At 58.6% G+C, this 1,144-nt stretch carries 1 protein-coding gene; it reads right to left on the minus strand.

What is annotated here, in order from left to right; genetic code table 11:
* A partial coding sequence (locus ACG02S_RS26100) for a DUF6531 domain-containing protein (protein WP_394473424.1) occupies positions 1–865 on the minus strand: 865 nt, incomplete at its 3' end.
* Between the last annotated feature and the right edge of the window lie 279 nt (positions 866–1,144).

The following is a 1,144-nucleotide window of genomic DNA, read 5'->3' on the forward strand; positions in this document are numbered from 1 at the left end:
GCCCCCCCCAACTGGAGTCGCTGGCACGGTAGGTGTTGGTCGACACCTTGGAGTACATGTGAATCCCACCATCGGGTGCAGTCAGGACGGCCGACGACGGAATGCAGACGTAATTGGGTTGCCCAGGCGTTCCGCTGCAGACGATAGGCGTCCCCGCGGTTATGCGGAAGCCATTCAGCGCCGATTCCCATTTCTTTCCGAACGCGCCGATGAGCGTCGAGTTGCTGCGATAGGTTCGCTGGACGCCGAGCCCGCTGGCGTTTTGCGGGGCGGCATCTTGTCCAAACAGCAACTTCTCCCCAGTGACGATGTCAACCGGGTTCCCCGTCCGCGGGCAAATGTCGTCGTTAGGAGAAGGCGGCTTTGCAACCAGCGCGGGGCCAGCAGGCGCAGCTGCGGCGGGCGCTTTCGCTGGGCTGCTTTTTGCAACGTTGATGATCGGAGTCGGGTAGTCACGTACACGCGAAAGGAGGGCATACGGGTCAACCCGCTTCATCCGCTCCCCACTTACCTCGACGCGTCCAAGTTTTTCTTGAGCAGCAACACCAGACGCTGCGGCAATGCCGATCACTAAGGTCAGGCATTTGATTTGTTTGAACAAAAGAATCTCCCAGAGTCTTTGTGAAAGCCTCGACTTGGCGCGGACATCTCGTCGCGTGATGTCCCAGTTCGAAGTCGTTACTCTCGTGATCGACAAGGTAATTGCTTTTCGTTTATTTCCATATGGGAGTTGTACGCAGATTTTATTTTTCGATTTCTTTTCATTAGAAAACGAAAGGGTGGAATGGAAAGGTCGCCATCTTCCATTGCGGTCCCCTGCGAGCCCTTCAAGGCCTGGCCGCCAATTGGCCAGACGGCCCGCCATCTGGTCGGTCTCGTTGCAGACCTCCTACTGCTGAAGCGCATAGCGCCAGCTCGACGCTCTTAAGTGCTGCCGTAGGCCAGCGTGAGGGTGTTGGGCCCCAAGCGTCGCACGGACGAGGCGGCCGAGCGTCAGGTTCCGGGATGCATCGGTCACTCAGCCAGCGGAGCGTCGAATAGCCGGTACCAGCGGCAGCGGCCATCGAACCATTAAAAATGGATGTTGGCAGCCAGCCATCCAGCGTTGGTCGATGTGGCGCGGTGGGCGGCTGCTATGGGCACA

This window comes from Pelomonas dachongensis (genome assembly GCF_043555865.1).
Taxonomy (GTDB): Bacteria; Pseudomonadota; Gammaproteobacteria; order Burkholderiales; family Burkholderiaceae_C; genus Pelomonas; species Pelomonas dachongensis.